A 26174-nucleotide genomic window follows, 5' to 3' on the forward strand; every position below is an offset into this window, starting at 1 on the left:
GTTTAAAGACGGGCAGGTTTTTTTGGCTGAATCACACTCAATCTGTAGTGGCCAGGTTCAGGTTCAATTGCGAACGCAACAGGTCTTCTGGTTCTGTACGCGGGTTATTGCGTGCAGCTTCCAACTTGTCCAGATATCCAGCTGTTACATCACCGGTGATGTAAAAACCATCAAAGCAGGACGCTTCTATGTTTTTCAGTGCCGGGTTCACATCAGAGATAGAACGCTTCATGGCAGCAACGTCCTGATATACCAGGGCATCTGCCGTGATTTCACGGCAGACTTCTTCTTCGCTACGGCCATAGGCGATCAATTCGCTGCGGGTAGGCATATCGATACCATACACGTTAGGGAATTGCACTGGTGGCGCAGCAGAAGCAAAAATCACTCGCTTGGCGCCGGATTCACGCGCCATCTGTACGATTTCGCGGCTGGTTGTGCCACGGACGATGGAATCATCAACCAGCAACACGCTCTTGCCCTTGAATTCGGAACCGATGGCATTGAGTTTCTGACGCACAGATTTACGGCGTACAGCCTGGCCAGGCATCATGAAAGTACGACCGATGTAACGGTTCTTGATAAAGCCTTCGCGATAATCAAGATTCAATTTCAACGCCAACTCCATCGCTGAAGGACGGGAAGAATCAGGGATAGGCATGACGACATCAATTTCGCCATCGCGGAACTGGTTACGTACTTTTTCTGCCAGGTATTCACCCATTTTCAGGCGTGTCAGATAGACCGAAGCGCCATCGATGATGGAGTCAGGGCGAGCCAGATACACGTATTCAAATGCACAAGGATTCAGACTGGGGTTATCAGCACATTGCTGGGTATGCAGCTTGCCATCCATGTCGACGAACAAGGCTTCACCAGGTTCAACGTCACGCAAAAACTTGAAGCCCAGACCTTCGAGGGCAACAGATTCGCTGGCGATCATGTATTCAGCTCCGCTGTCTGTTTGCGAAACACCAATACACAAAGGGCGGATACCAAAAGGATCACGGAAAGCCAGCAAGCCATAACCAGAGATTTGTGCGACTACGGCATAAGAACCACGCACACGCCTGTGCAGCATGGAAACCGCACGGAACAGACCTTCCGGGTCCAGCGAATAACCACTGGTGACTTCCTGAATCTGATGCGCGAGGATGTTCAGCAAGACTTCAGAGTCAGAATCGGTATTCAAATGACGGCGGTCATTCTTGAACAATTCTATCTTCAACTCTACTGCATTGGTCAGATTACCATTGTGCGCCAGCACGATACCAAATGGCGCATTCACATAAAACGGTTGCGCCTCTTCTTCACTGGTGGAGCCAGCAGTTGGATAGCGCACCTGGCCGATACCGACATTGCCCGGCAGCGAACGCATATTGCGCGTACGAAAAACGTCACGCACCAGCCCATTCGCTTTATGCATGGCGAATTTATTGCCATGATTGGTCGCTATACCAGCAGCATCCTGGCCGCGATGCTGCAGCAACAGCAAGGCGTCATAAATCAATTGGTTGACGGGATTATTTGAGAATACGCCTACGATGCCACACATGGTGGACTCCTAAAAAAAACAATTAAAACTTTACGTGCCCGGATATGGATTCGGGCAATAGCGGCAGGATGGCAAGTGCAGCAGCTTCTGCTATCGGACTGAGCACTGCCCCGGTCCAGAATGCCTGCTTGGGAATGGATGTCATTCCGCATACCAGTACTGCCGCCAACACCAGCACACAGCCGCGTGCCAGTCCAAACAGTCCACCCAGGCCACGATCTGCCAGCGTCAAACCGCTAGCCTTGATCACGGCATCAAACGCCATGATGATCAGCGCCATAATCAGGCGCACACCGATGAACAAGGCAATGAAAGCCACGATCAGGCGCAATATCTGCCCGGGCACTGCCTCTGGCAACCAGCCAGCCAGCGTTTCACTGAAGGCATTCGCCACCACAAAGGCGACCACCCAGCTCACCAGCGATAAAATTTCCTTGATCAATCCGCGCAAGGTGCTAATGACGATAGAACAAACCAGCACCAGTATGACGAGATAATCAAACAGGGTCATTACAGATCCGGCCTAGTTCGTTGGTATGCTGGCATTGATGCCCAGTTTGCCCAGTTTGGCGCGCATTTTATCTGCTTCTTCTTTCGAGGCAAAAGGCCCGACCCGTATCCTTGTCACTTCGCCATTGGTCGTCACTATCTTTTGCGTATAGGATTTGATATCAGCGGCTTTCAGCCTGCTTTGCAATTCATCCACTTTAGCTTGCGTAGAAAAAGCACCAGCCTGCACCGTAAAGGATGACTTGGCTACAGCGTCCGCCGGTTTGCTGACTGGCGGTTTGGGCGGTGTTTTTCCTTCCAGTATGGCGAGTGCACGTGCGGCTTCGTCATCAGCATTACCTGGCTTGGCAACGACTGGTTTGGTCTCGGTTTTCACTTCAGCTTTTGCAGTTGCCTGATCTTTTTCCGCAGGTTTTGCCGTAGCGGTGACAGGTTTGACCTCAGTTTTTGGCTCAGGTTTGGCTTCTGCTTTGGCGACAGGTTTAGTGTCAGCCTTAGGTTCGGGTTTGACTTCCGGTTTTAATTCTGGCTTGGCCGGCTTTGCGGCAGTCAACTGCGCCACAGCAGGTGGATTGGTAACAGTTGCAACGGTGGTACTAGTTGAATTGTTTGCCGTTTTATTTTTTGGCAGAGGTGCCGGCTCAATAATTTCTTCTACCGGTTCATTGGCAGCAAGATTCTTCGCTCTTGGCGTTACCACTTCGGCAGAGGCAGCTGCATTGCCGTCAAAAGCTTTGTCTTTTGATGGAATACGGATATTCACATCATCAGCCAAAGGCTTGGGGTCAGAATCAAGAATCATCGGCAAGCCTATGATGGCTGCCAACGCCAGCGCAACCGCACCGATCAGACGCCGCCTGGCCCGCTTTTTCTCAGGCAGGATGGGGTCATCAGTCTTGGCCTTGCGCCTGGATTCGGTCTTTTTAGTGCGCGAACGCGTCTGAATACTCTCTTCTTCGGCGCGAGAGCGGAATTCGCCACTTTCCGGAGCTTCGGAAGTTTCCTGCTTCTGTGTAAAACGCGAGAGCAAACCCATGTGCAAATTTCTGGTTAGTTAGCCAACTGGTCGATCATTAACAAACCAGTTCGCAAAAACATCAATGGAGTGCCGAACGACGGGCGCGCATGACACCGGCTACCGTCAGAAAGGATCCAAAGACCACTATTCTATCATTTTCACCCGCTTTGCTGATGGCCTCTGCATAGGCCTGCTCTGGCGACTCGAAACTGGTGACCGTTTTTTCAGGATCAGCCAGTACACCGGCAGCAATCAATTTATCTTTCAGTACATCAACTGGGGCCGCTCGCGGCAAAGGCAAGGCCGTAACACACCAGTGATCCACTTTATCTTTCAATTGAGCAATCACACCATCGATATCCTTGTCCAGCATGGAACCGAATACCGCATAGGTATAGGCATGAAAACCCATATTGTCCATATTTTGCGCCAGGGTCGCCGCCGCATGCGGGTTATGCGCCACATCCAGCACCACAGTCGGCCGACCCGGCATGACCTGGAAACGGCCCGGCAAATCCACCATGACCAGGCCGGTACGGACTTCCTGGGCACCGACTGGCAATTCAAGCTTCAGGGCTTCCAGCGCGGCCAGCACGGCAGATGCATTCAGCAACTGGTTGGCACCACGCAAACTGGGATAAGCAAGCGAATTGCGGCGCTGGCTGCGACCTGCAAAATTCCATTGCTGCTTGTCGCCGTTGTAATTGAAATCACGGCCAAACAGCCACAGGTCGGCACCTATGGCTTGCGCATGGTCAATCAGCGATTGCGGTGGCAAAGGGTCACCGCAAATGGCTGCCTTGCCCGGACGGAAGATACCGGCCTTTTCAAAACCTATCTTTTCGCGGGTATCACCCAGATAATCGACATGATCGATATCAATGCTGGTAACGATGGAGACATCGGCATCAATGACATTCACGGCATCCAGGCGGCCACCCAGCCCTACTTCCAGTATCACCACATCCAATTTGGCATCAGCCAGCAATTTGCAGATTGCGAGCGTCGTAAATTCAAAGTAGGTCAGCGAAATATCGCCACGTGCTTCTTCAACGGCATTGAAGGTAGAGATGAAAACATCGTCCCCGACCATTTCACCATTGATACGGGCACGCTCATTGAAATCAAGAAAATGTGGCTTGCTGTACAGGCCAACACGGTAGCCAGCCTGCATTAACACTGCTTCCAGCATGGCGCAGGTAGAACCCTTGCCATTGGTGCCAGCGACCATGACAACGGGGCAATCATAGTGAATTGCCAGCTTGTTTTTGACCACAGCAACGCGGTCCAGGCCCATATCGATTTCTTTGGAATGGCGGGTTTCAAGTACGGCCAACCAGGCAGCCAGAGTGACGGGTAAATTTGTCATAAGATAAAAAAAGCCCGAACAAAAAATGCTTCGGGCTTATTGGATATTCACTATAAATCAGGAGGATACTGCTTCAGCTGGCTGGTTTTGCAACAAAGCCAGCAAACGCGCAATCTCTTCACGCATTTTGCGACGATCAACAATCATGTCTATCGCACCTTTTTGCAGCAGGAATTCCGAACGCTGGAAGCCTTCAGGCAATTTTTCACGCACGGTATTTTCAATCACGCGCGGGCCGGCAAAACCGATCAGGGCCTTGGGTTCGGCAATCACAACATCACCCAGGAAAGCGAAAGAAGCAGATACACCACCCATGGTAGGGTCAGTCAGCACCGATATGAAAGGTAATTTCTTTTCTGACAATTTAGTCAGCATGGCAGTGGTCTTGGCCATTTGCATCAGGGACAGCAAGCCCTCCTGCATACGTGCACCACCAGTCGCGGTGAAGCACAGGAAAGGCACTTTTTGTTCCAGCGCTGCCTGCACACCACGCACGAACCGCTCACCAACCACAGAACCCATGGAACCACCCATGAATTCAAATTCAAAACAGGCAGCAACGACAGGCACCGCCATGATGGAACCACCCATGACAACCATGGCATCCGTTTCCCCCGTGGTTTCCAGCGCATCTTTCAGACGATCCGGGTATTTTTTGCTGTCTTTGAATTTCAGTGTATCGACAGGCAAGACTTCCTGACCGATTTCATAACGGCCACCTGCATCGAGCAAGGCATCCAGACGTTCACGTGCGCCTATGCGCAAATGGTGGCTGCACTTGGGACAAACATGGATATTGGCTTCCAGATCAGAACGGTAAAGCACCGCTTCGCAAGACGGGCACTTGACCCACAAACCTTCGGGAATCGATTTACGATTTGCAGATTCCGAGCGTTGTATACGCGGTGGTAACAGTTTTTCTAACCAACTCATGTTTTCTCCTTATGGCCGCCAGGCTGTCTTTTTAACAACCTGGCATCAGGTTCATTCTGGTAAAAGAACCAGTCAGGCGCGTATTTTACTCGTCCAAAGCCTGTCTGACACCAGAAATAAAGCTTTTCACTGCAGCAACAGCATTTTCACGCGGGGTATTTTCCAGTTCCTGGATGATGCGCGAGCCTATCACCACCGCATCTGACACCGTGGAAATGGCTCTGGCAGTGGCACCATCGCGTATCCCAAAACCCACGCCCACCGGCACAGTGACATGCTTTTTGATACGTGGAATCATGGCAGCCACCGCATCCAGATCCAGTGCGCCAGACCCGGTAACCCCTTTCAGCGATACATAATACACATAACCACTGGCAATTTTGCCAACTTGCGCAATACGCTCATCGGTCGAGGTGGGTGCCAGCAAGAATATGGTATCCATACCCTGTTGTTGCATTTTACTTGCAAATTCTTCACATTCTTCCGGCGGATAATCCACTACCAGAACCCCATCCACGCCAGCCTCGGCTGCACTGGCGATGAATGTATCCTGCCCCATGCGCTCTATGGGATTGGCGTAGCCCATCAGCACAACCGGTGTCTTTTGATTACTTTGCCGGAATTCGCGGACGAATTGTAATACATCCCGCAAACCAACTCCAAATTGCAGGGCCCTTTCAGAAGCACGCTGAATAACAGGCCCATCTGCCATAGGGTCAGAAAACGGCACGCCCAGCTCAATAATATCGGCCCCACCCTCGACCAGGGCATGCATCAGCGGCACGGTTAATTCCGGCGCAGGGTCACCTGCGGTGATAAATGGGATCAAACCTTTTTTATTGCTGGCCGCCAAAGCAGCCATGGTATTTTGAATTCTTGACATCTTGTCGGTCCTTATTCGATGCACTATCGATGCGCTATCGGCACAGCGATGGCATCAGTCTCAATTTTTGACAGGGAAGACATGCAGGCCACATCTCAACATGTAGCCTGCATGTTAGCTAAAAGGCTAATCAGAACTTCAAGCCCGCCCGCTCGGCTACTGTATGCATGTCCTTGTCACCCCGACCAGACAAATTCGCCAGCACTATTTGATCCTTGGGCAAAGTCGCTGCCAGCTTGGCTGCATAGGCCAGAGCATGACTGGATTCCAGTGCAGGAATAATGCCTTCGATGCGACAACAGTCATGAAACGCCTTGAGCGCTTCATCATCGGTAATGGTCACGTATTGCGCACGACCACTTTCTTTCAACCATGCATGCTCTGGCCCTACACCTGGGTAATCCAGCCCTGCCGAAACAGAATGGGTTTCGATGACCTGGCCATTGTCGTCCTGCAGCAAATAGGTGCGGTTGCCATGCAAGACGCCGGGTGAACCTGCTGTCAGTGAAGCAGAATGCTTGCCACTTTCCAGCCCCTCACCCGCTGCTTCCACACCAATAAGTTTCACTTGTTTGTGATCAATATACGGGTAGAAAATACCCATGGCATTCGAGCCACCGCCAACGCAAGCCACCACATGATCTGGCTGACGCCCGGTTTGCTCAGGCATCTGCCACAAACATTCTTCACCGATGACGGACTGAAAATCCCGGACCATCATAGGGTAAGGATGCGGACCAGCCACCGTACCTATGATGTAAAAAGTATTATCCACATTCGCCACCCAGTCACGCATGGCTTCATTCAGCGCATCTTTCAGGGTTTTGGAACCAGATTCCACCGGCACCACGGTCGCACCCAGCAACTTCATGCGGTACACGTTTTGCGCCTGACGCTTGACGTCTTCCGAACCCATGTAGACGACGCATTCCAGACCAAAACGGGCACAGATCGTCGCCGTGGCCACGCCATGCTGGCCGGCGCCGGTTTCAGCGATGACACGTGGCTTACCCATGCGCTTGGCCAGCAATGCCTGGCCGATGACATTATTGATCTTGTGCGCGCCGGTATGATTCAAGTCTTCGCGCTTGAAATAAATTTGCGCACCCCCCATCAGATCAGACCAGCGTTTGGCGTGATACACAGGTGACGGGCGACCAACGAAATACTTTAATTCATTGCGAAACTCAGCCAAAAACTCAGGATCATTCTGGTATTTGGCATAGGCTTCTTTGAGTTCTGTCAGCGCATGAGTCAGAGTTTCGGACACAAAAGTACCGCCGAACTGACCAAAATGACCACGCGCATCGGGCAAATGGTATCCGGCTGACTGGTAAATTGCCTGACTGGCGATAGGCTGATGCCCGAACTGAGCATCCAGAGACTGGAGTTCTTTCATTTTCATTCCTTCAAACTGGTTTGAAAGCGATGCACTGGGTTTTACCCAAAGTGCCATCACTATTCCTGATTGTCTGCCAGGCGTACTGCCGCTATAAAAGCACGCACGCTGGCTTCATCCTTGATACCCTTTGCTGCTTCCACACCACTGCTGATGTCGACCGCAAACGGGCGAACCTGACTAACTGCGCCAGTCGCGTTCTGTACGCTCAAGCCACCACTTAAAACGACCCGAGGCGCGAGCTCTTTTGCGATGAGAGACCAATCAAAAACCTTTCCACTACCGCCATACCCATCAACATGGGTATCAAGCAATAAACCACTGAATAAAGGACTAGCCTTACGATAAGACTGCTCACATTCTAGCAAATCCTCCGCACTTGTGTCAGGTTTGACGCGATAGGCACGAATAAAAGGACGATTCACACTGGCCGCCAGGCTGGCACATTGCTCAGGCGTCTCATCGCCATGAAATTGCAATAACTGCACTGGAGCTTGCCTTATGACCGCTTGCAGGCTTGCCTCATCGATATTCACAAACAGCCCAACCGACATCACGAAGGGAGGAATTTCCCGCAGCAGCGCCCCAGCAGCTTCAGCCGTGACATAGCGTGGGCTGGGCGGATAGAACACAAACCCCAGCGCATCAGCACCAGCCGCGACGACAAATCGCACATCTTCTACCCGGGTTAAACCGCAAATTTTGATTCTGGTTCTGGAATACATTGACCTACCTTTGAACTTTGAGAGAGCTTACACCGTTTCAATAACTTTACCTTGATCCCTGGCGGGCGGACATAAATTTTTGGCAAAGCCTGAAAATAAAAATCGGCGGGATCAAGAAAAAACACTTCTTGATCCCGCCGATTTAGCAGTATGACTGGCGTCGGATGAACATCCAACGCGGTCCCAATTTCGTCGCCTAGTTCCTGATCTCCAAAGCACGATTCAGGCTGAGCGCCGCTATAGAACACGCTGCGCCGGACAGCAGATAAAGACTGACATATTCCAGCCCGAAATGGGAAGACAGGCCAAGTGCTACCAGGGGTGCAAAGCCGGCCCCAACCAGCCATGCCAAATCAGATGTCAGGGCAGCGCCGGTATAACGGTATTTGGGAGAAAAATTGGAGGTCACAGCACCCGATGCCTGTCCATAAGACAGGCCCAATATACTGAAGCCCAACAGAATAAAGACATCCTGCCCAAGTTCACTGCCACCCAGCAAGGCTGGTACGAAACCACTCAGCACAGCGATCATCGACGCCAGCACAAATAACATTTTGCGACGACCAATACGATCAGCAACCAGACCAGAAATAACAATGCCCAGTATCATGAACACGGCACCCATCATCTGTATTTCCAGGAACTCGCTCAGCGAACGTTTGGAATAAATGGTAATCCACGACAATGGGAATACGGTAACCAGATGAAACAGTGCATAGCTTGCCAACGCCGCCAAAGCACCGATGAGCAAGTTACGACCTTGAGAACGGGTCATTTCGACAATATTGGTTGGTTCCAGTTCACGCTCATCCAGCAAATGCTTATATTCGTTGGTAGATACCAGACGCAAGCGGGCAAACAATGCCACCACGTTGATTGCAAACGCGACATAGAAGGGATAGCGCCAGCCCCATTCAAGGAAGTCTTCCGTCGACAGGTTGGCTAACATATAGGCGAATAAGCCCGCCGCGATCATAAAACCCACTGGTGCACCCAATTGCCCCAGCATTGCATACCAGCCACGCTTATTTTCTGGCGCATTCAGCGCCAGCAGGGAAGGCAAACCATCCCAGGAGCCGCCCAGCGCTACGCCCTGCCCGATACGCAACACGGAAAGCAAGACGATGGACGTTGCGCCAAGATGTGAGTATGTCGGCAGAAAAGCGATGCCAGCGGTAGATACGCCAAGCAACACGAGGGCAATGGTGAGTTTGGCTTCACGCCCCAGTCGCCGCTGGATTTCCATAAACGTCACCGTGCCGAACGGACGGGCCAAAAACGCAAATGAAAAAATCACGAAGGCATACAGAGTGCCTTCCAGTCTTTGCTCAAATGGAAAGAAAACCTGGGGAAAAACCAGCACCGAGGCCAGTGCATAGACAAAGAAGTCAAAATATTCCGAGGCTCGCCCGATGACGACACCGATGGCGATTTCGCCGGGTGCAATTGAGGAATGATCAGATTTGGTGTTTCTGGTGTTCCTGCTTTCAGTAGCTGCTGTCATATAGCTCGCGCTGGAGGTCAGTTCATTTTCATTAGTGCTGATGCTGGCCATGATGGTCCCTCACATTGTCTCAAAAATTATAGTCTGGCTCCTGTGCGATCTTCATTTTTGATGCTTATTTGAAAACTAGGACAAAACGTCCAATCGCCAAGGCCTTTTTGTAAAGGTACATTAGCACAAATTTCTATAATCATTGACCTATCTCAATATGATTCCCTTATTTGTACGACGCGGATTTGCTGTTCTTTCTGCAATTTTGTTGGCAGGTTGCAACACAGTGGTCATGAATCCATCAGGTGATATTGCTTCTCAACAAAGCCATCTGATCTGGGTATCCACACTGCTGATGCTGCTGATCATCGTACCTGTGATCTTTCTTACCATCCTCTTTGCCTGGCGTTACCGGAAAAACAATACTTCTGCAAAGTATGAACCCGACTGGGATCATTCAACCCAGCTTGAACTCGTGATATGGGGGGCACCGCTGCTGATCATTATCGCCCTGGGCCTGATCACCTGGATCAGCACGCATACGCTTGACCCCTATCGCAAGCTGTCCCGCCTGGATGAAAACCGTCCTATTCCCGCCGATACCAAGGTCCTGAACGTAGAAGTTGTAGCGCTGGACTGGAAATGGCTGTTTATCTATCCCGACCTTGGCATCGCCACAGTCAACGAGCTGGCAGCACCTGTGGACGTGCCTGTACGTTTCAAGATCACTGCATCTACCGTCATGAATTCCTTCTTTATCCCTGCACTGGCCGGTCAGATTTACGCCATGCCTGGAATGGAAACGACACTCAATGCCGTTATTAACAAACCGGGCGAATTTGATGGTTTTTCAGCAAACTATAGCGGCGCGGGATTCTCTGACATGCGCTTCAAGTTTCATGGAATGAGTGCGCAAAATTTTGATGCCTGGGTACAAGCCGCAAAAACCAAGACTCAGACGCTGAACCGTGCAACATATCAGGCACTGGAAAAGCCCAGCGAGCGCGAGCCGGTACGTCATTACGCCAGTGTGGATGCAGATTTATATCATGCCATCCTGAATCGTTGTGTCGGCGCGGGTGAAGTGTGCATGGACAAAATGATGATGAGTGATGCAAAAGCAAATGCCTACGCTGCATCGAATACGAAAACAGCGTTCACCAATATTTTCACTCAACGTCAGAAACAAGATAACGCATTACGTTTGTCCTTCGATACCGAAGCCGACATCTGTAAGGCATCTCCTCTTATCATTGGAACCAAATGATGCAAGACCATATTGATTTGACGAAGCTCATCTTCGGCCGGCTCTCCTGGGATGCGATCCCTTTTCATGAACCTATCCTGCTGGCGACGTTTATTGTCGTCGGCATTGGTGGTGTCGCAGTTCTTGCGGCGCTGACCTATTTCCGTGTATGGGGCATGTTGTGGCGTGACTGGTTTACCAGTATCGATCACAAACGGATCGGCATCATGTATGTGATTTTTGCCCTGGTCATGTTGCTGCGCGGCTTTGCCGATGCCATCATGATGCGCCTGCAACAGGCTTTGGCGTTTGGTGATGCTACTGGTTTCTTGCCGCCCCACCACTACGACCAGATCTTTACAGCGCATGGCGTGATCATGATCTTTTTCGTGGCAATGCCGCTGGTGACTGGTTTGATGAACTACGTGGTACCGCTGCAAATCGGTGCGCGCGATGTGGCATTTCCTTTCCTGAACAACTTCAGTTTCTGGATGACTGCATTTGGTGGTGGTCTGGTGATGGTATCGCTGTTCGTCGGCGAATTCGCCCGTACCGGCTGGCTGGCCTATCCACCGCTGTCTGGCATTATGTCCAGTCCGGATGTGGGCGTGGACTACTATATCTGGTCACTACAGATTGCCGGGGTCGGCACTTTGCTGTCCGGGATTAATCTGATTGCTACCATCATCAAAATGCGCGCACCTGGCATGACCATGATGAAGATGCCCGTATTTACCTGGACTGCGCTGTGCACCAACGTATTGATCGTAGCTGCCTTCCCGGTTCTGACTGCGGTATTGGGCATGTTGTCGCTGGATCGTATGGTAGGCACCAATTTCTTCACCAACGATCTGGGCGGCAACGCCATGATGTATGTCAACCTGATCTGGATCTGGGGCCACCCAGAAGTCTATATTCTGGTGTTGCCTGCGTTTGGTATTTTTTCTGAAATCGTATCGACATTCTGTAGCAAGCGTTTGTTTGGCTATACATCCATGGTGTATGCGACCGTGGTCATCACGATCTTGTCCTACCTGGTATGGTTGCATCACTTCTTCACCATGGGCTCTGGCGCGAGTGTCAATTCGTTCTTCGGCATCACGACCATGATTATTTCCATTCCAACTGGTGCGAAGATATTTAACTGGCTGTTCACCATGTACCGTGGCCGCATCCGCTTTGAATTGCCCATGCTGTGGACCATAGGCTTCATGATCACTTTCGTCATCGGCGGAATGACAGGTGTGTTGCTGGCGGTACCACCTGCCGATTTCGTTCTGCACAATAGCCTGTTCCTGATTGCCCACTTCCATAACGTCATTATCGGTGGCGTGCTGTTTGGTATGTTTGCTGGCATTAACTACTGGTTCCCAAAAGCGTTTGGCTACAAACTGGATGATTTTTGGGGTAAATGCTGCTTCTGGTTCTGGACTATTGGTTTCTACTTTGCTTTCATGCCTTTGTATGTACTGGGCCTGATGGGCGTAACAAGACGCTTGAGTCATTTCGAAGATCCGTCCCTGCAAATCTGGTTCCAGGTCGCGGCCTTCGGCGCGTTCCTGATTGCTTTGGGTATCGCATCCTTCATCATCCAGTTATTTGTCAGCTATAAACGTCGTGATTCGCTGCGTGATGTTACCGGCGATCCATGGGGCGGTCGCACACTGGAATGGTCTACGTCTTCACCACCAGCGGCGTACAACTTTGCCTTCACACCCAAAGTCTACGACAACGATGCGTGGGCTGATATGAAGAGCAATCAATACGCCAGACCAAAAGACGGCTTCGTCGCGATACATATGCCCAAGAATACTGGCGCCGGCTTCATCATTGCCTTGCTGAGTGCAGTGTGTGGTTTTGCCCTGATCTGGCAAATGTGGTTGCTGGCGGGCCTGGGCTTTGTTGCCATGATGGCCGCGATCATCGTCCATACCTTTAATTACAAGCGCGACTACTACATCCCAGCTGCTGAAGTCATCCGTACTGAAGATGAACGTACTCGCCTGCTAGGTGCCAGCTATGTCTGATACTGCAACTTTCCCAACTGAGGGCACGAACTTGAATACCAGTGCACATTCACATGCAGGCAAGCTTGCCAGCAGCGATTTTTATGTCAAAGAACATCATCCAGAAAACGGCACTTTGCTTGGTTTCTGGCTCTACCTGATGAGCGATTGCCTGATCTTCGCCTGCCTGTTTGCGACCTATGCCGTACTTGGCCGCAACTACGCAGGGGGGCCAACAGGTGCTGAATTGTTTGACCTGCCGCTGGTTGCCGTCAATACATCCCTGCTGCTGTTATCGTCGATCACTTACGGCTTTGCCATGCTGGAAATGCAAGGCAAGCGCGTCAAAACGACCTTGATCTGGCTTGCTGTTACCGGCTTGCTGGGTGCCGGCTTTATCAGCCTGGAACTGTATGAATTTGTACACTTGATACACGAAGGCGCAGGACCACAACGCAGCGGCTTTCTGACATCGTTCTTTGCCCTGGTCGGCACTCACGGTCTGCACGTGACTTTCGGTATTGTCTGGCTCGTTACCCTGATGTTCCAGATCGTACGTCATGGTCTTACTCCTGAAAATGGCCGCAGACTGATGTGTCTGTCCATGTTTTGGCACTTTCTTGATGTGATCTGGATCGGTGTATTTACCTTTGTTTATTTGATGGGAGTCTTGCCATGAGCGCACACCAAGAACACAGCCCCCACGGCCATGGCGATCATCATGATGACCATCATGGACATATTCACGCTGACCATGGCAGTCTGAAAAGCTATACCAAGGGATTTCTTTTGGCTGTGATTTTGACAGCCATCCCATTCTGGCTTGTCATGGGAAAAGTTTTTGACAAATCGAGCACGACAGGATTGGTGCTGCTGGCGTTTGCAGCAGTGCAGATTGTGGTGCATATGGTGTATTTCCTGCACATGAATACCAAATCAGAGGGCGGCTGGTCAATGTTGGCTTTACTGTTCACCGGCATGCTGGTATTTATCATGATGAGTGGATCTCTGTGGGTGATGTACCACCTTAATCACAATATGATGCCCGGCATGATGCATGAAACCGAAACAAAACCGGAATCGATCAATACCACCTCCGTACTCACGCCCATGCCCAAGCCAGCATCGCAACTGAGTCCGGCGGTGGACAACATGAAGCCTATGCAATCAATGCAATGAATGCAACGAATGAGCCAGGCCCAGGAATGACAGGCAAGGAAGCTGATCTGACGTCAAATGCAGGTCAGCCCAAGCATCTTTCCGGCCGCTCCAGTCTATTCAGATTAGGTTTCACAGCCTGCATGGCTGCTGTTTTTGCAGGCTTCATTTCACTTGGTACCTGGCAGATTTTTCGGCTTCAATGGAAGCTCGATCTGATAGCACGTGTTGAACAACGTGTACACGCAGCGCCTCTGCCAGTTCCCGAATCTTCACTATGGCCACACATCAATGCAAGCGCTGATGAATACCGTCATGTGGAGATTAGCGGCGTTTTTTTGCATGAGAAAACCATACTGGTGCAAGCTTCCACCGAATTGGGTGGTGGCTTTTGGGTCATGACACCACTAGCAACAGCAGACCAGGCTACGATCCTGGTCAATCGTGGTTTTATACCGGAAAAAATGGCAGCATCTTATCGAATATCACCAAAAAAAGATCAGCCGAATCCTGCTGATGCCAGCATCATTCATATCACCGGCCTGTTGCGCATAACAGAACCGGATGGCGGTTTTTTGAGAAAGAATGATCCTGTCGGCAATCGCTGGTATTCGCGCGATGTGAATGCCATTGCGGCTGCAACTGGCGTGACCAGGCCTGCCCCCTTCTTTATCGATGCGGACGCAAGACCGGCAAAAGATGAATCCAACTCGCAACAAAATGATGGGGCAGTCAAGGAACCCATTGCAGGCTTAACGGTTATTCATTTCCACAACAGCCATTTAATCTATGCCGTAGTCTGGTTCCTGCTTGCCGCCATGACAGCAGCAGCCTGGGTATATGTCATCAGGGATAGAAGAAATATCAGCGGCACCAGCACAGGGAACACAGCATAAGCCAGGCTGAAATTGTAAATTTAATATTTAGCCCATGATCTGTTAGCATGCACTTAAAAGCACAATAACGGGACATGGCAAGCATGACAAAAAAGTACTTTCTCATCGTATCGGGCAAGGGATAGTGGCCAAAACTGCAAGCAAAGCACCAGAAAAACAGTCCGCTATTGCGATAGCGTACGAAAACTCGGCAGGTCACAAAAACATGTTGCAGCTTATTCAGTTGCGCTGGATTGCTGTGTTTGGTCAGTTATCAACCATTTTGATCGTCATATTTGGCTTTGGCATACAGTTGCCCCTGGTCAAAATGCTGGTTGTACTGATCTGCCTGATAGGCTTTAACATTGCCAGCCATTTACGCTGGCACGAGCGCGTATACGTGACCAATGGTGAACTTGTTTTTGCCTTACTGATCGATGTATTCAGCCTGACGGCACAGTTGTACTTCGGTGGGGGTACCTCAAACCCATTTGCTTTTCTGTATCTCCTGCAAGTGATTTTAAGTGCAGTCTTGCTGGAAGCCTGGTCTACCTGGATCATCGTGGTCATCACCAGTGCCTGCCTGGCCGGACTATCATTATTTTCTGAGCCCTTACGTCTACCACCAAGTGAAACCGGCGGGCTATCCCACTTGTACGTAACGGGCTTCATTATTTGCTTCGTGCTCAATGCTGCCCTGCTGGTTTTTTTTATTACCCGCATAGGCCGCAATCTGTATGCGCGAGATGTTCAATTGGCCGATCTGCGCCAACGGGCCGTTGAAGAAGATCATATCGTGCGCATGGGCCTGCTTGCATCTGGCGCAGCACATGAACTGGGCACGCCACTGGCTACGCTTTCGGTCATCCTGGGTGACTGGCGACGGATGCCACAGTTCAAAAACGACGCCGGACTGCTGGAAGAAATCAGCGAGATGGAAACACAGCTACAACGCTGCAAGAGCATCGTCAGCGGCATCCTGCTATCTGCCGGAGAAGCGCGTGGTGAATCTGCCGTCAAAACCACGATCAATAATTTCTTAAATGACCTCACCAAAGAATTTATATCGACGCGGCCAATTATCTCGTTTGGTTTCGATAATCAGATCAAGGAAGATATCCCTGTCGTCTTTGATACCGCTCTCAAGCAGATGGTTTGCAATGTGCTCGATAATGCCCTGGAAGCCTCTCCTGAATGGCTGCGCATGGAAGTCAGGCGCGAAGATGACGCCTTGCTGTTCACAGTCGTCGATAATGGCCACGGTTTCGACCCCGTCATTTTGTCGCGCTTAGGCGAACCTTATCAGTCAACCAAAGGCCGGCCCGGTAGTGGGCTGGGATTATTTTTTGTCGTCAACGTGGCACGCAAACTAGGTGGTCATGTCACAGCATCCAACCGCGAAGAAGGCGGCGCCATCGTACAATTGAGCCTGCCACTTTCAGCCATCAAACTGTAAACGAGATTTTCCGTTAAGATTACTAGAGACGGCAGGTGCAGTTTCGCCGCATTTTGCGGCCCACCTTGTACGCATCGCTAGCAAGGTGCAAGAATGGATGCCAAAAAATGCAGGAACCATACGCAGGTATTGAAATAGCACCCATCGTGCACCTCAACAAAAACTCCGTTTAACTTCAGGATTTGTTCACTATGTCAGAGAATCGTCTGCTACTCATTATCGAGGACGATACTGCTTTTGCCCGCACACTGGGCCGTTCGTTTGAACGGCGCGGCTATACCGTCTTGCACGCAACAAACCGGGAAGATGCCGAAAAACTGTTATCAGATCATTCCCCTGCTTACGCCGTCGTCGATCTGAAGCTGAATGGACATTCATCCGGCCTGGCATGCGTGCAACTTTTAAATCAACACAATCCTGACATGCTGATAGTCGTACTCACCGGCTTTGCCAGCATTGCGACTGCGGTGGAAGCAGTCAAACTGGGGGCTTGCCAATATCTTTCCAAGCCCTCCAACACAGACGATATTGAAGCCGCCTTTGGACATGTCGCCGGCACAGCCGATGTCGAAATCACGAATCGATCCACCTCCATCAAAAATCTGGAGTGGGAAAGAATACATGAGGTGCTGGCCGAAACCGACTTTAATATTTCAGAAACAGCCCGCAGGCTAGGCATGCATAGACGTACACTGGCGCGCAAGCTGGAGAAACAAAGAATTAAATAGGATCACACACTTTGAGCAAATGCACTGGCGATTCGCAAGCAGGTAACTTACACATTGCACGTGCAGCTATAAGCTTCCCCAAACACAGACTTCATTTGGAATGCAAATAATCACCAGCCATTACAGCTTCATCGGCTTAACGTAGCCAGTCATTTCCAAATACCCCTGCCCTGCCCGCTTGCCATTTTTCTGTATGGTGACAGCACCTTCCCAATACACCGCACCGGTTGAGCGACGCGAATCCAGTTCCTGATCGTCTTGAACCGGATTGATTTGCCATTGCATATCGCCTGTAGAAATCACGGTAGCAACGGGATATGCTGCATTAGTGCGAGGTGATTTCCATGTGCGGACGGCTTGAAAGCGAATTTGCTCTGACGGAAACTGCGTGATCTCGCCAGATTTATCGCGCAGCGTTGCATGCGACCAGATTGCCTCGCCGCGTTGATTACGGATCTGAAACGCCATCAGTACATCGCCATTATCCAGATTGGCACCCAGCCAATCCCAGCCAGTGGCTTGTGCATCCAACACGCTGGTGGACCATTCGTGATCCAGCCACGCCTTACCGCTGATTTCTACCTCAGTCAATGCGGTCTTGGCCGTTTTGCCTGTTGCATCCAAGCGCAACAGCTTGCCCGTGACTTGCAGTTGGGGTTCGCTGTAATAGTAGCTGGCCTGCTCTTGTTTTGGCCCTTTGCGGGAATAACCTGACGCCCCCTGCAACAGCATGGGCTGCGTCGGCTTAAGCTGTACCTTAAGCGCGAAATCACGTGCCTGTACTTGCGCCTGATAACTGCCATCGGCATTTCTTAGCAAATGCCAGTCACGCAATTTCACATCCGTGTTGCCTTCTTTGGCATACGCCAAGCCAAAACCGGATCGTGCACTTTTTTGATCATGTAATAACTGTCCCACCTTGGGATCGGACAGCGCAGCATGCGCTATTACCAGTTGCGTCGGTGCAAATGCACTCGGATTGCCACGATCATGGTCGGTAGCAGAACGGAAGAAGGTAATCTGAAAACCAATGGTTTGATGATCCGGCGTCTCTACCATTCCTGTGACGTACCACCATTCATTACGAAATGCGGGATGCGCACCAAAATCGGCTGGAAATTTCAACGCCACATCTGGCCGCACCAAGCTGAAATCTGGCGGTTCTGCAAGACAGGCAGTGCTGAATATCGCCAGCAATGAACAGCAGATAACTGAAAAAAACCAAGCCTTGATCTGGCGCATTACCAATCCTCCCTGACAGCCCGCACCGAATCACCTGCGACAGCGCGCATGCCAGATAACACCGCCGTTGCGGCGGAAGATAACAATAACAAGACAGCGACTGACGCCAGCATTAACCAGGGAATATGCATTTGCATACTCCAATGAAATGACTGCGGATTGACAATAAAAATCAGTACCAGACTAATGACGCAGCCAAGCACAAAGCCAACGGCAATCCCTAGTCCGGTCAACAAACTTCCTTCCATGCCCAGTATTTGCAATATCTGTTTGCGTGTCACGCCTACATGACGCAACATGCCAAATTCTTTGCCGCGCGCCAGTGTCTGTGCAGAAAATGTCGCGGCCACGCCGAACAGGCCTATCAGCATCGCAACGATTTCCAATAAATATGTCACCGCAAAACTGCGGTCAAAAATTTTTAGACTGATCGCCCGGATTTCTCCGGGATCGGCAAACTCGACCATATTGCCAAATGGCAGCGCCCTCACCTGTTGAATGACAGACAAACTGCTGATACCCGGCTGAAAAAATAAGGCGGCGTCAGTTACCGTCAAATCCCCCGTCAGACGCTGGTAATCGGACAAACGAATTTGTACGGAACCCGATTGCCGCGCATAATCACGCCACACCCCGGCTACCGTAAATGAATGCATACGATCACCGACAGGTAAATTAACGCGCTGACCTACACGATAGTCATATAAATCCAACATCGCTTCTGACACCCAGAGCGGCATGGTCTCTGCCGCGATTTTGTTGGCATCAATCACATCTTCGGTCAATGGCAAGGTACGCCCGGGGTCTGCGGCATCAATCGTGCGGGCAATCATGATGACTGGTGGCCGCGTTACTTCAAGGCTTAAGGGTATGGTACGTAAAAACTCCGTACGCCTTACACCCGCCAGCGTACTGAACATCTTTTGTTGTGCCGGACTAAACGCGGCAGTGTCACCATTGGAGGCCGTGCGTACGTATAAATTGGCAGACAAAATCTGCGCCAGCCAATCATCTACCGATATCCGGAAGCTGGACACCATAATCGCCATTGCCACCATCAGGCTGAAACTGGACAAGACACCACCCAGCGCAACCGAAGCTTGATTCGGCGTGTTGCTTAAACGCGCCAGCACCAGTAACATGACCTGATTCTTTCGCAGTAAAGCAGCACGACTTTGCAAAAAATTCAAAAGAAAGCCGAATACCAGCGCAGAACAGCGCGGCATCAGCCCAATACCACCGACCAGCAACAAGGCTATTGCCAGATAACCAAAGACAGGTAATTCAAACAGCGGCGGCAATTGCGTCAACACAGCCCCTGTGGCCAGACAGATCAATGCTGGCCAGGGTGACGCAAAGCGTGTCATAGCGACATCTTCACTACCCGACTTTAAGGCTGGGCCGGGTTGTGTACGCACCGCTTCCAATGCAGGTGCCAAACTCCCTAACAAGGCAATACCTGTTCCAAGTCCAAAAAAGATGCAGACGGATATGAGATCAAGCTTCACATCGGGTCTGATTCCGGGGAAATACCCACCACCAAGATCGCCACCAAAAAACCGCAGCGCCAATGCTGCCATACCATATCCTGCGGCAAGGCCAAGCAATGATCCAAGCGCCCCGAGCACCGCCCCCTCCAGCAAGATTTGTCGCAACAACAAACCACGCGTCATCCCGATGACACGCAGCAAAGCGAGCTGAGAACGTCTGCGCAGCACCGACAAGGCCTGTGTTGAAAAAATCAAGAATGCACCAGTGAACAAAGCCACCAGCGCCAGCACATTTAAATTGACACGATAAGCACGCGACATATTGGCACTGCGCGCTTCCTGATCTGCACTTTCTGTAACCAACAGGCGATTGGCAAATTCTTTAGACAGACTGTTGCGAAAAGCCTCACGCGAAACGCCGCTATCCAACTTCAAATCGATACGCGATAACTTGCCAAGCCGACCAAAGCGCCACTGGGCCGCAGCGATATCCATGACGGCGATACGTTGCCCGGGACGGGCCCTGACAATGCCACCAGCAACCCGCAGCGAAATGAGTTCAGTGCCACTTTGCAGGCGCAGTTGATCGCCCGGCTTTACCGCCAGCCATTCTTGCGCTGCTGGCGACAAGAAGATGGCGTCATCAGACAAGGTATCAAATGGACGCTCGCTTTGCGGTACACCCAGCAAATCCGGCGCCAATTCCATCGCATGGAACACATCAATCCCTAGCAGCTTCAAGGCACTGCGCTGGCCCGGCACTGTTGCGTCAATTTCCAGCACTGGATTTGCCAGCGATACACCCTGACGTTCTGCGAGCAGCGGATACACCGATTCATCAAACAAGCTTTGGGTACCGCGCACCTGCAAATCAGATTGCCCAGTCAAACTCTTGGCTGCGGCAGAAAATTCGTTCAATGCCGCAGTATTGATCAGGTCAATCGCAAAACCCAATGCAACACCAAGTGCGATGGCGGCAATCGCAGCGATAGCCCGCACTGGATGGGCCCGCAACTCACCAAAGACCAGCCATTTCGTCAGTTGGGTGTGCAGATTATTCAGCATGGAACAAAGTAGCAGCTTGGTCTGCCCGGGGCACAATAGGGTGCAACCCGTCGCTGGTCAATATCAAAATCCGGTCTGCAGTCGATGCAGCTGCCATTGAATGCGTCACCATGATGGCGGATGCGCCGTTGGCCTTGATTTCATCCCGTAACAATTTCAAGATGCCTTGTGCCGTCGTCGGGTCCAGATTGCCTGTTGGCTCATCGGCAAGTACCAGGGTAGGTTGATGCACCAGAGCACGGGCAATGGCAACACGCTGCAACTCACCACCCGACAATTGCCGAGGGAAACTGCTACCCCGCCCATCCAGTCCAACCGCCTTCAGCATCTGCGTTGCCCGCGCCGGTGACTCGCCATTGAGCAATAAGGGCAAACTGACGTTCTGCATCAACGTCAAATGAGGTAAGACATGAAAAGCCTGAAAAATGAAGCCCAGTTTTTGACGACGCAAGCGTGTAGCTTCGTCATCCGTCAACTGCGACATGACAACACCATCGATCAACACAGTGCCAGAATCTGGCGTATCCAGCCCTGCAATCATATTCAGCAAGGTGGATTTACCTACGCCGGACTCTCCCATGATCGCGACATACTCACCCGCCTGTAGCACGAAATCCAGGCCAGACAATACAATACTCCCATCCGCATAGCTTTTCTTCAGGGCGCGACATTCTAAAGCTGGGGTCACAGTCATTTATCAGACCATTCTTTCATGTGTAAATCGCTTCCATTGCAAGACGGTATGGTTATAACATTAATCGGGAAAATTTTTTGATCCCGTTCAAAATCCCGCCTTTCGGCATTCATTTTTAAAATGAAATAAACCTCAATGAAAAAATCGAGAAGGCACCACCTTTTTCCTGTGATTGTTCAACAGGGGCAAAATATTGATCGCCAATAGCAAGAATATGGCGCTCGATTTCATCACCAGTCAACACGCTTTCGGTTTCTGCCAGCCGCACGGCCAAGCCTCCGCCAGCACATGGAACTGTTTGAAGCAGAGGCACCTGTGTCATGACCTTAGGACCCATTACTGAGCTAATTGCAGGCCCAAAGTAATTTGCCCAGAATAGGCCAGGCAGACCACCAGCAATCCCCCAATACCGCAGCACTCTTCTCTTGTACTGATTGCCATATCCACGCACATAAGCATATTCAGCCTGGATCAGAGCAGATATGAGGCAAAGCAATTCAAAGTAGCGTGAAGCTGCTACGGACATCGAATTACAGAGCATACCGCTAGGTCACATCAAAATCCCGGTCAGGTTCGTATTCATGCCATTTGGGCAAATGAAGTTTAGCTTCTTCAATTTAAACAATGGAGAGAAATCCTGAATTACCAATTGACTAACTGGTAAGAATACAAGATCCATCCAGATTAGGGATTGAAAACGTTTTGACAACTCAGTCACGCACATCCTCTATAATGGTGGCTTAGATTCGATAAGCTCCCCCTCACGTCTTTCAAATCGACTTCTCTACACCATCCAAACTACACTTGCCAACCATGAATGTCACTATCATTAGCTGTCAATATTCGAGAGGTGGGAATGAGTAATGAGCATGGCGCGTACCTATCCACAAAAAAATTTGGGTCCCTGGACGGATTGCGTGCCATCAGCATCTTCGCGGTCATCTGGCATCATACTGCTCCTGCCAGCGTTAATCATGTTATGGCTAGCATTGGCGCGCAAGGTGTGCAACTGTTCTTTGCCATTAGTGGTTTCCTTATCACTACGCTATTACTCCGGGAACGCGAGCGGAACGGCAAAATAGATATCAAAGCATTTTACCTACGCCGCGCACTGCGGATTTTCCCTTTGTACTATGGCACCTTGGCACTCTATATCGTTGTCGTAGCCATGCTTGAACGTCATTCACAGTATGGTCAGGCTTTTTTTAGTAATCTGATTTACTTCGCCACTTATACCTCGAACCTATTTGTCCCACTTGATGGGCGTGTGATTTTTTATTTTTCCTGGTCACTTGCTGCTGAAGAACAATTTTATCTAATCTGGCCGCCTCTCCTTATATTGACGGGCTCAATAAAGAATGCCAGTTTGGCATTGATATCGGTATTGTTTCTTTGTATCGCAGGGCAACTCATGGAGAATGCATTTCTTAGCGCCGTGCCGTTACCCATTGTAATTGGCGCTTTGTTAGCCATAGCTCTGAATGATGAAACGTTCTTCAATTCGCTATTAAAGATACTTGGTCAACCCTGGTCTGGTTCGGTTATTGCAGTTTGCTTGCTGGCAAATCTAGCTTCAAATGCCTTGCCAAGTTTCATATCCTCTCTACTATTTTCTGCCTTGGTTGGTTCCTGTGTCGTCAAGGAAGATCATCTATTTGGCAAGCTGCTACGCGCAAGCCCAATTGCGTATATCGGCTCCATCAGTTACGGCATGTATATGCTACACATGCTATGTAAAAACCTTGTCGTCAAAGTTTTCAAGCTAATAGGCGTAGTAGATACTGGTATCACTACTTTCATATTGACTAGCCTGCTGGCAATCATTTTGGCAAGAATCAGTTTTATCTATTATGAAAGCTGGTTTTTGAGAAAAAAAGTACCCTTTGAACGCTGAAATTACGCTGACATGAATTCACCTACAACTAAACTGATCACCACGAAATTATTTGGTTTGAACATTTGCAATATGCGATTTGCGGAAGCCAATCAGCATTTGCTGGAAGTTGCCGGTCTTCGTGACCATGCCAGCCGTGTGGTGGTGACGCCGAATGTGGACCATATGACCAAGCTGGAATATGAGCCAGCATTTAAGACCCTATACGCAACGTCTGACTATATTTTTGCTGATGGCATGCCGATTATCTGGGCCAGCAAGATGTGCACCCTGCCCCTGCCAGAACGTGTGACTGGGGCTGATTTGTTTGTGTCACTTTGCCGTGGCTGTATAGAAAAAGACATGTCGATTTTTGTTTTGGGTGGCATGCCAGGGCAAGAAAGCCTGTTACTGGAATCATTTGCCAAAACTTATCCTGGGTTGAAGGTTGATATTTTTTGCCCATCGATGCAATTTACTGCTGATGGCGCGGAAAGTGATCTTGCATTGCAGCGCATACAGGCTGCAAAACCAAATATCCTCTTCATTTGCCTGGGCATGCCCAAGCAAGAACGTCTGGCGTTTCGCTATCGCGAGCAATTCACGACCGACAATGTGCCGCTGATACTGTGTGTGGGTGCTGCCATGGAATTTGCACTGGGGCAGAAAAAACGTGCTCCACTGTGGATGCAAAAGATAGGCATGGAATGGTTTTGGCGCCTTGCCAGTGAGCCGCGTCGGCTATGGCAACGTTACACGACACAAGCCTGGCGTTTTGTCGGCTTGTTGCTGCGTGAGCGAAAAATACAAAAGCAAATGCGCTGAGTTTTAAACGAAGCTCAACTTCAATACTTGCAAGGTCGCACAAGAGAATAAAAAAACCGCACAGATTAATCTGCGCGGTTTTTTCTTGGGAGATTACTTAGTACTAATTACTTAGTACCAATTACTTGGTACTCGTTTTATTACTGATTTTACTGCTAGTTTTACGGCTTATTTTTATGCTACTTTTTTTGCATCGAAGAATTGTTCATCTTCTGTCGAACCATGCAAGGCTGTCGTGGAAGACTTGCCTTGCTGGATGGTTTGTGTGACTGCATCAAAGTAACCAGTACCAACTTCACGCTGATGTTTAACGGCGGTAAAGCCTTTTTCTGCCGCTGCGAATTCAGCTTCCTGCAATTCAACGAAGGCAGACATCTGACGACGGGCGTAGCCGTGTGCCAGGTTGAACATGCCGTAGTTCAATGCATGGAAACCAGCCAGTGTGATGAACTGGAATTTGTAGCCCATTGCGCCCAGTTCTTTCTGGAATTTGGCGATGGTGGCATCGTCCAGGTTTTTCTTCCAGTTGAAAGATGGCGAGCAGTTATAGGACAGCAATTTGCCTGGGAACTTGGCATGGATGGCATCAGCAAATGCCTTGGCGAATTCCAGGTCAGGTTTGCCGGTTTCACACCAGATCAGATCAGCATATTCTGCATACGCCAGACCACGGGAAATGGCTTGCTCCAGACCTGGTTTGGTTTTGTAGAAGCCTTCAACCGTACGTTCGCCTGTGCAGAAAGGTTGGTCGTTGGGGTCCACATCAGAAGTCAGCAAATCAGCTGCTTCAGCATCGGTACGGGCCAGTATCACGGTGGATGTGCCCATGATGTCGGCTGCCAAACGTGCGGCGTTCAGTTTTTCAATCGCTTCACGGGTTGGTACCAATACCTTGCCGCCCATGTGGCCGCATTTTTTGACGGAAGCCAGTTGATCTTCAAAGTGAACGCCAGATGCGCCCGCTTCGATCATGGCTTTCATCAATTCAAAGGCATTCAATACGCCACCAAAACCGGCTTCAGCATCTGCCACGATAGGGGCGAAGAAGTCGATGTCGTCTTTACCTTCGGACCATTGAATCTGGTCAGCACGTGTCAGCGTGTTGTTGATGCGCTTGACAACCAGTGGTACGGAATTGGCTGGGTACAGGGATTGGTCAGGATACATTTCACCAGCAACGTTGGCGTCGCCTGCAACTTGCCAGCCGGACAGGTAGATGGCTTTCAAGCCAGCTTTCACCTGTTGCATGGCCTGATTGCCAGTCAAAGCGCCCAGGGCATTGATGAAAGGCTCGTTATTAACCAGATCCCACAGTTTGATCGCGCCGTTTTTGGCGATGGTATGTTCAACACTGATGGAGCCACGCAGACGAACCACGTCTTCTGCCGTGTAGTTACGCTTGATACCGTTCCAGCGTGGATTGGTATCCCAGTCTTTTTGCAATTCTGCTACTTGTTGTGCGCGAGTTGTCATGTTTCTCTCCTGTGGGCAAATCAAATAAAAAAGTAAATCCGTTGAGAGAAATAATAGGGTATTTTTTGCGTAGCAACAAGGTCTTATATAAGACATATAACAAATTTTTAATCGTTTAAAATCAAATACTTAAAATATGATTTTTGCGATGTGAAA

At 50.2% G+C, this 26174-nt stretch carries 23 protein-coding genes; 9 read left to right on the forward strand and 14 right to left on the reverse strand.

Annotated elements, in window-relative coordinates; genetic code table 11:
- Positions 1-37 precede the first annotated feature (37 nt).
- From purF to ACO0LK_RS19135, 9 genes are all read right to left on the reverse strand, one after another.
- Positions 38-1555: an amidophosphoribosyltransferase gene (gene purF, locus ACO0LK_RS19095; protein ID WP_422977819.1), complete on the reverse strand. Its 1518-nt coding sequence runs from the start codon at positions 1553-1555 to the stop codon at positions 38-40.
- 22 nt (positions 1556-1577) lie between these two features.
- Positions 1578-2066 carry a CvpA family protein gene (locus tag ACO0LK_RS19100; RefSeq protein ID WP_186945588.1) on the reverse strand — a complete coding sequence of 163 codons (489 nt, stop codon included), beginning with the start codon at positions 2064-2066 and terminating at the stop codon, positions 1578-1580.
- A 12-nt stretch (positions 2067-2078) separates the two neighbouring features.
- Positions 2079-3101, reverse strand: coding sequence for an SPOR domain-containing protein (locus ACO0LK_RS19105; RefSeq protein ID WP_422977821.1), 1023 nt, complete (start codon positions 3099-3101; stop codon positions 2079-2081).
- 61 nt (positions 3102-3162) lie between these two features.
- Positions 3163-4452 (reverse strand): bifunctional tetrahydrofolate synthase/dihydrofolate synthase, encoded by a 1290-nt coding sequence (gene folC, locus ACO0LK_RS19110; RefSeq protein ID WP_422977823.1) that lies wholly within the window; start codon positions 4450-4452, stop codon positions 3163-3165.
- 57 nt (positions 4453-4509) lie between these two features.
- A complete protein-coding gene (accD, locus tag ACO0LK_RS19115) occupies positions 4510-5385 on the reverse strand; it encodes an acetyl-CoA carboxylase, carboxyltransferase subunit beta (protein WP_186945591.1) in 876 nt (291 codons plus the stop codon).
- Positions 5386-5470: 85 nt separating this feature from the next.
- Positions 5471-6268 carry a tryptophan synthase subunit alpha gene (trpA, locus tag ACO0LK_RS19120; RefSeq protein ID WP_422977825.1) on the reverse strand — a complete coding sequence of 266 codons (798 nt, stop codon included), beginning with the start codon at positions 6266-6268 and terminating at the stop codon, positions 5471-5473.
- A gap of 130 nt (positions 6269-6398) precedes the next feature.
- Positions 6399-7667, reverse strand: a complete 1269-nt coding sequence (gene trpB / locus ACO0LK_RS19125; protein WP_422977827.1) for a tryptophan synthase subunit beta — start codon at positions 7665-7667, stop codon at positions 6399-6401.
- 59 nt (positions 7668-7726) lie between these two features.
- The gene (locus ACO0LK_RS19130) at positions 7727-8392 is read right to left on the reverse strand and encodes a phosphoribosylanthranilate isomerase (protein ID WP_422977829.1); all 666 of its coding nucleotides are present in this window, start codon (positions 8390-8392) and stop codon (positions 7727-7729) included.
- Positions 8393-8588: 196 nt separating this feature from the next.
- The gene (locus ACO0LK_RS19135) at positions 8589-9896 is read right to left on the reverse strand and encodes an MFS transporter (protein ID WP_422978039.1); all 1308 of its coding nucleotides are present in this window, start codon (positions 9894-9896) and stop codon (positions 8589-8591) included.
- A 208-nt stretch (positions 9897-10104) separates the two neighbouring features.
- On the opposite strand from ACO0LK_RS19135, the gene cyoA reads away from it, so the two are divergent.
- The 7 genes from cyoA to ACO0LK_RS19170 all read left to right on the forward strand — a co-directional run bounded on the left by cyoA (position 10105) and on the right by ACO0LK_RS19170 (position 17356).
- Positions 10105-11154, forward strand: coding sequence for a ubiquinol oxidase subunit II (gene cyoA, locus ACO0LK_RS19140; RefSeq protein WP_422977831.1), 1050 nt, complete (start codon positions 10105-10107; stop codon positions 11152-11154).
- Positions 11154-13160: a cytochrome o ubiquinol oxidase subunit I gene (gene cyoB / locus ACO0LK_RS19145; protein ID WP_422977833.1), complete on the forward strand. Its 2007-nt coding sequence runs from the start codon at positions 11154-11156 to the stop codon at positions 13158-13160. Before cyoA ends, cyoB begins: the two co-directional genes overlap by 1 nt.
- Complete coding sequence (gene cyoC / locus ACO0LK_RS19150; RefSeq protein WP_422977835.1) at positions 13153-13818, forward strand: cytochrome o ubiquinol oxidase subunit III; 666 nt, start codon at positions 13153-13155, stop codon at positions 13816-13818. The genes cyoB and cyoC overlap by 8 nt, the downstream gene beginning before the upstream one ends.
- Positions 13815-14318, forward strand: coding sequence for a cytochrome o ubiquinol oxidase subunit IV (cyoD, locus tag ACO0LK_RS19155; protein WP_422977837.1), 504 nt, complete (start codon positions 13815-13817; stop codon positions 14316-14318). Before cyoC ends, cyoD begins: the two co-directional genes overlap by 4 nt.
- A 26-nt stretch (positions 14319-14344) precedes the next feature.
- Positions 14345-15193 (forward strand): SURF1 family protein, encoded by an 849-nt coding sequence (locus tag ACO0LK_RS19160; protein WP_422977839.1) that lies wholly within the window; start codon positions 14345-14347, stop codon positions 15191-15193.
- Positions 15194-15314: 121 nt separating this feature from the next.
- A complete protein-coding gene (locus ACO0LK_RS19165) occupies positions 15315-16628 on the forward strand; it encodes an ATP-binding protein (RefSeq protein ID WP_422978041.1) in 1314 nt (437 codons plus the stop codon).
- A 191-nt stretch (positions 16629-16819) separates the two neighbouring features.
- On the forward strand, positions 16820-17356 hold the full coding sequence (locus ACO0LK_RS19170) for a response regulator transcription factor (protein WP_422977841.1): 537 nt from the start codon (positions 16820-16822) through the stop codon (positions 17354-17356).
- Positions 17357-17476: 120 nt separating this feature from the next.
- Here the strand turns inward: ACO0LK_RS19170 and ACO0LK_RS19175 are convergent, their stop codons facing one another.
- The 4 genes from ACO0LK_RS19175 to ACO0LK_RS19190 all read right to left on the reverse strand — a co-directional run bounded on the left by ACO0LK_RS19175 (position 17477) and on the right by ACO0LK_RS19190 (position 22373).
- Positions 17477-18598 (reverse strand): lipocalin-like domain-containing protein, encoded by a 1122-nt coding sequence (locus ACO0LK_RS19175; RefSeq protein ID WP_422977843.1) that lies wholly within the window; start codon positions 18596-18598, stop codon positions 17477-17479.
- On the reverse strand, positions 18598-21153 hold the full coding sequence (locus ACO0LK_RS19180; protein WP_422977845.1) for an ABC transporter permease: 2556 nt from the start codon (positions 21151-21153) through the stop codon (positions 18598-18600). The genes ACO0LK_RS19175 and ACO0LK_RS19180 overlap by 1 nt, the downstream gene beginning before the upstream one ends.
- Complete coding sequence (locus ACO0LK_RS19185; protein WP_422977847.1) at positions 21143-21847, reverse strand: ABC transporter ATP-binding protein; 705 nt, start codon at positions 21845-21847, stop codon at positions 21143-21145. Before ACO0LK_RS19185 ends, ACO0LK_RS19180 begins: the two co-directional genes overlap by 11 nt.
- Positions 21848-21962: 115 nt before the next feature.
- Positions 21963-22373, reverse strand: a complete 411-nt coding sequence (locus tag ACO0LK_RS19190; RefSeq protein WP_422977849.1) for a hypothetical protein — start codon at positions 22371-22373, stop codon at positions 21963-21965.
- A 330-nt stretch (positions 22374-22703) separates the two neighbouring features.
- Between ACO0LK_RS19190 and ACO0LK_RS19195 the strand changes: the two genes are divergently transcribed.
- Both ACO0LK_RS19195 and ACO0LK_RS19200 read left to right on the forward strand, forming a co-directional pair.
- Entirely contained in the window at positions 22704-23741 is a 1038-nt protein-coding gene (locus tag ACO0LK_RS19195) for an acyltransferase family protein (RefSeq protein ID WP_422977851.1), read from the forward strand.
- A gap of 12 nt (positions 23742-23753) precedes the next feature.
- Positions 23754-24545, forward strand: a complete 792-nt coding sequence (locus ACO0LK_RS19200; protein WP_422977853.1) for a WecB/TagA/CpsF family glycosyltransferase — start codon at positions 23754-23756, stop codon at positions 24543-24545.
- 174 nt (positions 24546-24719) lie between these two features.
- On the opposite strand, the gene aceA is transcribed toward ACO0LK_RS19200, so the two are convergent.
- On the reverse strand, positions 24720-26018 hold the full coding sequence (gene aceA, locus ACO0LK_RS19205) for an isocitrate lyase (protein WP_186949398.1): 1299 nt from the start codon (positions 26016-26018) through the stop codon (positions 24720-24722).
- Between the last annotated feature and the right edge of the window lie 156 nt (positions 26019-26174).

The sequence above is a fragment of the Undibacterium sp. Ji49W genome (assembly GCF_049340205.1).
Classification (GTDB): Bacteria; Pseudomonadota; Gammaproteobacteria; order Burkholderiales; family Burkholderiaceae_D; genus Undibacterium.

Coding starts and splice junctions, on each gene's coding strand:
- cyoB (WP_422977833.1), top strand. CDS start 11,154: ATGCAAGACCATATTGATTTGACGAAGCTCATCTTCGGCCGGCTCTCC.
- trpA (WP_422977825.1), bottom strand. CDS start 6,268: ATGTCAAGAATTCAAAATACCATGGCTGCTTTGGCGGCCAGCAATAAA.
- ACO0LK_RS19195 (WP_422977851.1), top strand. CDS start 22,704: ATGAGTAATGAGCATGGCGCGTACCTATCCACAAAAAAATTTGGGTCC.
- cyoD (WP_422977837.1), top strand. CDS start 13,815: ATGAGCGCACACCAAGAACACAGCCCCCACGGCCATGGCGATCATCAT.
- ACO0LK_RS19130 (WP_422977829.1), bottom strand. CDS start 8,392: ATGTATTCCAGAACCAGAATCAAAATTTGCGGTTTAACCCGGGTAGAA.
- purF (WP_422977819.1), bottom strand. CDS start 1,555: ATGTGTGGCATCGTAGGCGTATTCTCAAATAATCCCGTCAACCAATTG.
- ACO0LK_RS19180 (WP_422977845.1), bottom strand. CDS start 21,153: ATGCTGAATAATCTGCACACCCAACTGACGAAATGGCTGGTCTTTGGT.
- ACO0LK_RS19105 (WP_422977821.1), bottom strand. CDS start 3,101: ATGGGTTTGCTCTCGCGTTTTACACAGAAGCAGGAAACTTCCGAAGCT.
- accD (WP_186945591.1), bottom strand. CDS start 5,385: ATGAGTTGGTTAGAAAAACTGTTACCACCGCGTATACAACGCTCGGAA.
- ACO0LK_RS19160 (WP_422977839.1), top strand. CDS start 14,345: ATGACAGGCAAGGAAGCTGATCTGACGTCAAATGCAGGTCAGCCCAAG.
- ACO0LK_RS19175 (WP_422977843.1), bottom strand. CDS start 18,598: ATGCGCCAGATCAAGGCTTGGTTTTTTTCAGTTATCTGCTGTTCATTG.
- cyoC (WP_422977835.1), top strand. CDS start 13,153: ATGTCTGATACTGCAACTTTCCCAACTGAGGGCACGAACTTGAATACC.
- ACO0LK_RS19170 (WP_422977841.1), top strand. CDS start 16,820: ATGTCAGAGAATCGTCTGCTACTCATTATCGAGGACGATACTGCTTTT.
- ACO0LK_RS19190 (WP_422977849.1), bottom strand. CDS start 22,373: ATGTCCGTAGCAGCTTCACGCTACTTTGAATTGCTTTGCCTCATATCT.
- cyoA (WP_422977831.1), top strand. CDS start 10,105: ATGATTCCCTTATTTGTACGACGCGGATTTGCTGTTCTTTCTGCAATT.
- ACO0LK_RS19135 (WP_422978039.1), bottom strand. CDS start 9,896: ATGACAGCAGCTACTGAAAGCAGGAACACCAGAAACACCAAATCTGAT.
- ACO0LK_RS19185 (WP_422977847.1), bottom strand. CDS start 21,847: ATGACTGTGACCCCAGCTTTAGAATGTCGCGCCCTGAAGAAAAGCTAT.
- ACO0LK_RS19100 (WP_186945588.1), bottom strand. CDS start 2,066: ATGACCCTGTTTGATTATCTCGTCATACTGGTGCTGGTTTGTTCTATC.
- folC (WP_422977823.1), bottom strand. CDS start 4,452: ATGACAAATTTACCCGTCACTCTGGCTGCCTGGTTGGCCGTACTTGAA.
- trpB (WP_422977827.1), bottom strand. CDS start 7,667: ATGAAAGAACTCCAGTCTCTGGATGCTCAGTTCGGGCATCAGCCTATC.
- aceA (WP_186949398.1), bottom strand. CDS start 26,018: ATGACAACTCGCGCACAACAAGTAGCAGAATTGCAAAAAGACTGGGAT.
- ACO0LK_RS19200 (WP_422977853.1), top strand. CDS start 23,754: ATGAATTCACCTACAACTAAACTGATCACCACGAAATTATTTGGTTTG.